Origin of the sequence: Rhodoferax sp. OV413 (assembly GCF_945881795.1) — a bacterium.
Taxonomy (GTDB): Bacteria; Pseudomonadota; Gammaproteobacteria; order Burkholderiales; family Burkholderiaceae_C; genus Allorhodoferax.
On record NZ_CAMCVG010000092.1, the window covers coordinates 1 to 8,483 of the forward strand.

Here is an 8,483-nt window from a genome sequence, read left to right on the forward strand (position 1 = left end):
CAAATGGCTGCCTTGGCAGACATATCCAGCAAGCTCTCTGACCCGGAGGCTTGGGTTGCGCGCAAGGCAACATCTTCCAACGCGGTGGCTGCCACTATCACCACAACCAACTCCGCGCCAGCTACCTCTTTCAGGTTGGATGTGGATGCTCTGGCGAGTTCGCAGTCGATAACTTCCCCGGGCATTAGCGCAACAGCCCTCGTGGGCGCTGGAACACTGACCTTTAGGACCGGCGCATGGAGCGGCACAGGCACATCATCCACCACCGATTTAGCGGACGCAGAAGCAACGCTTGCTGCAGCGGAAGAAGCCTTATCGCCATTAGAAGATCAGCTCACTAGCGCCGATGCCGAGTTGGTGACCTCGACCGAAGAGCTCGCAGTCGCGCAAACAGCCCTTACCGCTGCAACCGATGCCTACACGCCCTATCAAACCGATGTATTGGGCTTGACCGAAACCCGTGACCAGACCGCAACCGCGCTGGCTAACGGTACATCCCTGTTGGTTACGAAGCAAACCGCCCTGGATGCAGCCGATGCGGCCCTCACCGACGCAGAAAGCACACTCGCCAGCAAGACTACTGCTAAGGACGCGGCAGACACGGCCAATGCCGCAGCAGAAGCGGAATTAGCAACGCGAGAGTCTGAACTCAGCGCAGCCAACACAGCGGTGTCCGACGCGGAGGCCGCACTGGCCGGAAGCACCATGGGTGGCTTAGCTACTTCTTTGGCCACTGCACGCACCGAGCTGAGAAGCGCCCAGCAAGTGCTGGCAAGTGCGGCTGACGATCTGAACGACAAGATTCTCGCCAAAACAGAGTTTGATGAAGAGTATTTTCAAAAACTGTCGGCCAGCAATACCGCAGGCAGATTAGCAATAGCCGCGCAAAGGCTAACGGCAGACCGCGAAGTGGTTCTCAATGCGGCAGACGCCTCGCTCACTGCATCAGAGGCGACGCTGGCTTCCAAGTCCACATTGTTGGACGAAGCCAACACAGCACTCGAACCATTTGAAAGCACATTAGCCAGCAAGCAGGCAGCGCTCAATGGGGCGAACACTCTGAAATCGACCCTTCAAGCTGCTCTGCAGGAAAAGGAAATCGCACTTTACGCCGCAGAAAATCCAGATGCGGCGCAGGCAGCTTATTCTGCCGCCGCAGAGGCGTACGCAGATGCCACGGCCGTGTATGAGACTGCATACACTGCCTACCAGGCCTCTCTGAGCGATATCGGCCCCTTGCGCAGCGCGCAGCAAAAAGCCCAAGCTGATTACGCGGCGTCGCTGGGTACCAAGCTTCAGCAAGAGCAGTTGCTCGGTGCTGCAAGCGACCAACTGACCGGACTCAGCGAAGCGCTGGACACCAAAACCACGGAGCTCGACAGCGCCAACGCGGCCTTGGAGCCCCTGGAGGCCACTCTCGCTACCAAACTGGCGACATTGAACACGGCCAATGGGCAACAAGCGTCCTTGAAAAATGCGCTTTCTGTTTACGATGCAGCGCTAGCAATTGCGCCGGGAACCACCTCGATAGAGTCGGCGCTCGACCTTGCGGAAACGGCCTATGACGATGCCGAGACTGCGCAGGCAGACGCAGAAGAGGCCTATACGAGCGACCCAGGCGACACTACTTTGGCTACCCTCAATGAGGCCAATAGCACCAAGGCATCACTTAAAGCAGCGCTCACCCAATGGCAAACGGCGCTTGCGACAACTCCTGCAAACACCACCATTCAGGCGGCAAAGGACGCTGCTCAAGCCGCCTACGACGCCGCCACCGTCGTACAAAGTGCAGCCGAGAGCGACTACAACGCCTACCTCAGTGACACCGATCTCTTGGCTGCACGCTCTGCGCAGCAAAAGGCCTTGGTCGCATACGGCGCGGCCCTTCAGGCCAAAAGCAATCAAACCCAGTTAATCTCGACCGCGACCAGCCAACTGGCGCTGGCGCAAACGTCACTCGAAGCGCAAATTGACGCCTTGACGGCAGCGAATGCAGCGCTGGAGCCTCAAGAAGCTGCGCTTTCAGAAAAGCTAGCCAATCTGAACGCCGCTGCCGGCGCCAAGACGGCTTTTGAGGCGGCTTTAAAGGAGCGTGCCATCGCTTGGGATGCTGCGCAGGACCCGGCAGCCTCTCTCACTGCTTATCAAACCGCATCAGACGCATACAGTGCGGCCAGCCTTGACCAAGCAGACAAACAAGCTGCATACGAACTGGCGCTGTCCGAGATCGGCACTGCCCGTGCGGCGCAACAGCGCGCCAGCGCGGATTACGAAGCCGCTCTTGTCGACAAAAACGCCCAGACCAGCTTGAAGGCGCAGGCGCTCGCAGCCTATGAGGCAGCGGTGGCAGATCAAGCAACCAAGGAAGCCGCGGCGGTCGACGCATTGGCCGCGATTCCAGACAGAAGCACAACAAACACCGACTTAGACACCGCGCGTGATGTCTATCAAGCGGCCTTGGATGAAGTGCGGATCAAGCAAGATGCTGTTGGCGAAGCACAGGACGCCTACGACATTGCCGCCGCAGAGTCCATCGACTTGGCCACGGCACGCCAAGCTCAGACGAGTGCCAAGACAGCGTTTAGCGAGGCGCAAGCCGATGCCATCATCAAATCCGCTGCCGCCTTGGCCGCTCAGGCCGAGCTGGACGCAGCCCAGGCAAACCGTGATGCAAAAGCCGCACTTCAGGAAGCAGCGCTAACAGATCGCGACACCGCTACAACCGCCTTGAGCGAACTTCAAACGGCAGCGGATGACGCCCAAAGCGCGCTCGATAACTATGGCGCAAGTGCGGAATTTGCCGCAGCTGCCCAAGCGCAGTCAGACGCGCAGGCGGCTTATGACGAGGCCCTGGCGATCAATGTTGCCAAGACCGCTGCGCAACAAGCGGCACTGAGCGCGCGAGACGCGGCCCAGGTTGCTGTGGACAGCGCCACCGCCGCGGTGAACAACCGGCCAGGTTTCACCGCAGCGACGGGAAGTTCTGATGTGTCTGTCGCTGTGAGCGCGACCGATACTGTGGCAACGCTTGCCGCCAAAATCAACGCCGCCAATGCGGGAGTTATCGCCATGGTGTTCAAGGACGGCGTCAACGACCGGCTGCAGCTCACCTCCAAGGCGACCGGTGTGAACGCCGGGTTTCGCGTGCAGGTGGCCGATACGGACGGAAACAATACCGACGATGCCGGGCTTTCGCGCTTCGGTTTTGACCCGCAAACCGTGTCGTATGGATTTGCCTCCTCAGGTGCGCCGCCGCAGTTTGGGCAGGACGCAAGCGCGCGCATCAACGGGTTGACAGTGACTTCCTCTACCAACACGCTGACGGACAATATTCCGGGTGTCACCATCAGCCTGCTGGACACCACCACCACAGGCTACGGTACTGTCAGTGAAAGTAAGTCCACGATCACCATGTCGGTGAGTGAGGATGTGACCGTTGCAGTCAAAAACGTGAATGACTTTGTGACCGCCTACAACGCCTTGACCACCAATCTGGCCGATCTCACCAAGTACGATCCCAACACAAAGAAGGGCTCCATATTTCAAGGGGACTCGACCGTGGTGGGTATCCAAAGCATGTTGCGCTCACTGGCATCGTCGATAAGTACCGGATCACAGTACCAGCGTCTGGGGGATGTTGGTCTTGAAAGACTGCTGAACGGCACCTTGTCGGTCAAGATGCCCAGGCTCAGCGCAGCGATCAATAACGGGCTAGAGATTCAAAAGTTTTTTACTCAAGATAACAACAACGCCCAAACCAACGGATTTGCGCTGAAGTTTGCCGCCTTTGCCAAGGGTGCCAACGCCATCGGCGGCGCCGTGACAAACAAAAATAGCGCTCTTAAGAAAGCGCTGGACACTAATTCTGCAGAACAACAAAAGGTAAACGACCGAGCGGCGGCCACCGAGGCGCGGCTCAAGAAGCAATACAGCGCCTTAGATACCAAGATGGCCAGCCTGACCGCGCTCAACAGCTACGTGTCGCAGCAGGTAACCACCTGGAACAAGTCGACCAGGTAATTTCTAATAGCGAAATAGCGGTTTTGCGCATGCTGAGTCTGCGTGAGTAGCTACTAAAAACATAGCAGATGGAAAGGCAGCCTAGTTTGGAGACTGAAAAACTTGATTTGTCGTAGCGACTGCCGATAACTAGAGCATCTCCTCAAGGAATTGCGCCATGTTTACCTCCGTCAGCTCCCGCTCAGCCTCTGCCTACAAGCGTGTGGGCGTAGAGACCAGTGTTGACAACGCCGACCCGCACAAGCTGGTGGCGCTGCTGTTTGACGCCTTGCACACGGCTTTGGGCGGGGCGCGTTTTGCAATGCAAAACGGCGACATTGCTGCCAAGTGCAAGCACATCAGCCACGCCGTCCGTATTTTTGAAGAAGGGCTGATTGCCCCTCTGAACCTGCAAGAAGGCGGCGACATTGCCGCCAACCTGCACGACCTGTACACCTACTGCGTGCAACGGCTCACCATGGCCAATATTCGCAACGACGCGAGCATCATCGAAGAAGTGCAACGTGTGATTGAGCCGGTGTCCAGCGGCTGGAAGCAGATAAACGGGAAAGGCCCCGCCTACCTGCAGCCGGTTTGAGTCGTGAGAGCCCCAAATGTCACAAGTGCTGATTGATTTTTACAAAGCCATCGAGGACAGCAGCGCCAAAATGTTGGAGGCCGCCAAGGCCGAAGACTGGGACGGCGTGGTTCGCTACGAGGGCGCTTGCGCGGTTCTGATTGAGCAGCTGCGCCAGCGGGCCAAGAGCGAAGAGCTGGATGAGGCCGCGCGTGCCGAAAAAACGCGCATCATGCGCCGCATCTTGAACAACGACGCCCAAATCCGCTATCTGGCGGAGCCGTGGTTGGCCCATTTCGAACGCAAGTTCGACAACCAGCCCTACCTGCACTAAGCCGCCCCGACTGACCAGCCGCGGCCGCTAAAGGGCTGCGACCAATTCCTGAAAACGCTGCTCGAGGTTGCGGGCGAAGCGGGCCGTGTCAAACAACACGCCGGATTGCTTGACCTCGCTCAGGTGTTGCCTAAGGCGCTGGCATTCAGCCGGGGCGCCAGCCAGCGCAACCGCCTTTTCTTCATAGTCAGCCAGTTTGTAGGTGATGAGTTCGGGAAGCCCGGCCGCCGTGACTAATGCGCCTGCCATGCGGGCAGCAAACGCCCGGCCGCACAGCGTGAGTATCGGCAACCCGACCCACAGGGCGTCGTTGGCGGTGGTGCCGGCATTGAAGGGGAAGGTGTCGAGGAATAAATCCGCGCAGGCGTAACGCGCCAGATATTGCTCGGGCAAAACCCTGCCCGCAAACAGGATGCGGGTGCCGTCCACCCCGCGTGCCGCAGCCTCTTTGCGAATGTTTTCCTCGGCCCACGGGTTATCCGACAAGAGCCATAGCACGCTGCCGGGCGTGCGTTGCAGGATCCGCATCCACACGTCAAACACTTCGGGCGTGTACTTGTAGTTGTTATTGAGCGAGCAGAACACGAATGCGTCATCCGGAAGCCCGCATTCCGCACGAGTTGGCTTAGGTCCCACACCACGCTTTCGGTCACTCACCTGGTAGATGTCGGGCATGTAGAGGGGCATTTCGGAGTAGGACGCGGCGATTTCCTCCGGAATCAAGAACCGGTCTGCAATCACATAGTCGATACCGGGAAGACCGGTAGTGGCGGGCAAGCCGAGGTAGGTGACCTGAATGGGGGCCGGGCGCATGGCCAGTATGTTGGGCCGCGCCCCGGAGGTTTGGCCTTGCAGGTCAATCAGCACATCAATTTCGTGGGAGCGTATGAGGCGGGCGGCGTCTTCATCGCCCAAGTGGTTGATGCGGTGGAATTGGTCCATCGCGCTGATGACGCGCTGGCGCAGGCCGGAGCCGTCTTCCGGGCTCCAGCAATAGCCGTAGATTTCAAAATCGGTGTGGTTGTGCAGCTCAAACAACTCGGCCATCAGCATCGACACGGGGTGAAGGCTGAAGTCGGACGAGGCATAGCCGACCCGAATGCGCTTATGCCCATAACCCCTTGGGTCGCACAGGGCGGGCGCATTTGCGAAGACTTTCTTGGCGGCGTAACGCCGCGCGGCGTGAAGTTGCACCGCGGGGTCATCGGTGATGCTGATCATGGCCAGCGCCGAAGTGGCGTCACGCATCTCGTCCGCGGTGACGCCATGCAGCTCGGTGTATACCGGCCAAATGCATTGCTTTTGGCGCAGGTGTACCCAATGGTGGATGACGTCAGGTTGCTTGGGATTGATGCTGAGGCTGCGTGAGAGGTAGGCGCTTGCCTCTCCAAACCTTTTATGCATTTCCAGGAGCCTGCCAAGGTGGTTGAGCGCCATGACGACCAGCTCGGTATTGGCGGGTGCGCCAGCGTCAATGTTGTCGGCAACCCAGCGCCACTCGGCCAAGGCTTGCTCCGGCTTGCCTTGTCGCTCATAGAGCATGCCCAGGTTCAGGCGCGGCTGGGCAAAAGCAGGGTGAATTTCGATGGAGCGTCGGTAAGCCGCCTCGGCGGCCGCATCGTCCCCGGCGGCAGCCAGCGACAAAGCGTAATTGAAATAGCCGGCATAGGCAAAAGGCGATGGGTTGCGAGCCAGCCAGGTCTGGTACAGCACTGCGGAGAGGGGCTGGTGTCCTGTAGCATCCAGGGCGTTTGCCATTGACAAAAGCTGGCTAAAGTCCATGTCGCCGCGCCAAGCTTGGGTGATGGATTCGCCAAATTGCGCCTGAACTGTCATGTCATAAACCTCTTGGGGGCTGGGTCACGTGTGCGGAGCCCGATAGTGCCGATGCAATATTGGAATCGCCGGATGGTGACGTAAGGCGCCAAATGAACACACGCTTTACCCCTTAATTCCGGCGCTAGTGGCAGGGGTGCTGCGGCCAAACTTCGGACAAGCGCAAGGGCCCGACGCGCTGTGTATGGCCCGTTTCTACGACTTGTGTTTCAACACCTCCCGCTGTGATCTCGACCTTACGAATCCGCCTTATTCGAATCCCACTCGTGCTGTGCCTTGCAGCGCTGTTGGCCGCTTGCGGCCAGTCAAAGGAGTTTGTGCGGCCTGCGGCGCCGGTTCCTAAGCAGTGGCCTACAACGGCTGGCGGCCCGGCGCAGCAGGAAGCGCCTAAGGTCCATTGGAAGACGTTTTTCCCCGATCCGCGATTGCAGGCGCTCATTACCATCGCGCTACAAAACAACCGCGACATTCGCATTGCGGCGGCACGCGTTTCTGAGGCTCGCTCTCAGTACGCGTTGGCCCGCGCCGAACGCATGCCCATAGTCAACTTGCTGGGCAGTGCCGCGTTTGCCGGCACACCCAACGATCTAGTGAATGCAGGCACGCCCGCATCATTCGAACGCTACGACACCAGTATTTCCACGATGTCTTACGAGGTGGACTTTTGGGGGCGACTGGCCAACCTGTCGGAGGCGGCAAGAAACAGCTTCTTGGCTACGCAGGAGGCCGAGCGGGCGGTGCAGGCTTCTCTGGTGGCCGAAGTGGCAAGCACTTATTTCTCGCTGGTTCAATTTGAAGAGTCGGCCCAACTGGCAAGCAACACGGTGGCCACGCGGGAGGTGACGCTCAACGTAGTGGGAAAAGGGCGCGATGCGGGTGGCTCGTACGACTTCGAGGTGGAGCAGGCCTCCAGCGCGCTAGAAGCGGCGCGGGCAGGTCTCGATTCTCTGGAACATCAGATAAATACTGCGCAAAACCGGCTGAACTATCTTTTGGGCGAAGTGCCGCAAGCTTTACCTACAGGATTGAGGCTCAATGAACAGGGCCTGGACATCGCAATAGCGCCGGGCTTGCCGTCCGAAGTTTTGCTGTCGCGCCCGGATGTGATTGCTGCGGAGCAGCGCCTGCGCGCCGCCCAAGCGAACATCGAAGCAGCTCGGGCCGCCTTTCTGCCCAAGGTTATGTTGACAGCGGGGCTCGGCGTAGCCAGCCAGGGCCTGGGCACCCTGTTTAGCGGTGCGGCTTGGAACTTTGCGCCCAGCTTGGCTATGCCCTTGTTTGACGGCGGGCGGCTAGCGGCCAGTAGAGACATTGCCGAGGTGCGCAAGGTGATTGCTGTGGCCGAATACGAAAAAACCATTCAGCTTGCGTTTCGCGAAGTGTCCGACCTGTTGTCTGCCCGTGCTTCGCTCGCCAAGCAAATGCGATCGGCCGAAATCAACGAAAAAGCCCAGGCCAAGCGGCTCGAGATTGCGGTGGCCCGTAACAAAGTGGGCCTGACGACATACCTGGACGTTCTGGACGGCCAGCGCGAGTGGGTTGCGGCTCAACAGGGCAGATCTCAGCTTCGCCGAGCGCAACTCGAGGCATCTGCGCAGCTCTACAAAGCATTGGGCGGGGGGGCGTGACCATGAGCGCAGCCAAGGCCGCCAAAGACAAGCGCGTATTCACCGACACGCTCAAGTCCGCCCGGCTGGGGCTGGCGGATGCGCAATACGAGGTCGGGCTCATGTATGC

The 8,483-nt window shown here is 59.2% G+C and carries 5 protein-coding genes; 4 read left to right on the top strand and 1 reads right to left on the bottom strand.

Annotated features, from left to right (window positions below; all coding sequences use genetic code 11):
• The first annotated feature begins 141 nt into the window (after window positions 1-141).
• The 3 genes from fliD to Q0O05_RS10290 all read left to right on the top strand — a co-directional run bounded on the left by fliD (window position 142) and on the right by Q0O05_RS10290 (window position 4,910).
• A complete protein-coding gene (fliD, locus tag Q0O05_RS10280; RefSeq protein ID WP_293662708.1) occupies window positions 142-4,020 on the top strand; it encodes a flagellar filament capping protein FliD in 3,879 nt (1,292 codons plus the stop codon).
• A 157-nt stretch (window positions 4,021-4,177) separates the two neighbouring features.
• The gene (gene fliS, locus Q0O05_RS10285) at window positions 4,178-4,597 is read left to right on the top strand and encodes a flagellar export chaperone FliS (protein ID WP_293662709.1); all 420 of its coding nucleotides are present in this window, start codon (window positions 4,178-4,180) and stop codon (window positions 4,595-4,597) included.
• Window positions 4,598-4,613: 16 nt separating this feature from the next.
• Complete coding sequence (locus Q0O05_RS10290; RefSeq protein ID WP_293662711.1) at window positions 4,614-4,910, top strand: flagellar protein FliT; 297 nt, start codon at window positions 4,614-4,616, stop codon at window positions 4,908-4,910.
• A gap of 27 nt (window positions 4,911-4,937) precedes the next feature.
• Here Q0O05_RS10290 and Q0O05_RS10295 read toward each other — a convergent pair whose 3' ends face one another.
• The gene (locus tag Q0O05_RS10295) at window positions 4,938-6,746 is read right to left on the bottom strand and encodes a tetratricopeptide repeat protein (RefSeq protein ID WP_293662713.1); all 1,809 of its coding nucleotides are present in this window, start codon (window positions 6,744-6,746) and stop codon (window positions 4,938-4,940) included.
• A gap of 266 nt (window positions 6,747-7,012) precedes the next feature.
• On the opposite strand from Q0O05_RS10295, the gene Q0O05_RS10300 reads away from it, so the two are divergent.
• Entirely contained in the window at window positions 7,013-8,374 is a 1,362-nt protein-coding gene (locus tag Q0O05_RS10300) for an efflux transporter outer membrane subunit (RefSeq protein ID WP_293662715.1), read from the top strand.
• The last annotated feature ends 109 nt before the right edge of the window (window positions 8,375-8,483 follow it).

What these genes read in the sequence shown, in the direction of transcription:
- fliS (WP_293662709.1), top strand. Translation starts at nt 4,178, where the DNA reads ATGTTTACCTCCGTCAGCTCCCGCTCAGCCTCTGCCTACAAGCGTGTG.
- Q0O05_RS10290 (WP_293662711.1), top strand. Translation starts at nt 4,614, where the DNA reads ATGTCACAAGTGCTGATTGATTTTTACAAAGCCATCGAGGACAGCAGC.
- Q0O05_RS10295 (WP_293662713.1), bottom strand. Translation starts at nt 6,746, where the DNA reads ATGACAGTTCAGGCGCAATTTGGCGAATCCATCACCCAAGCTTGGCGC.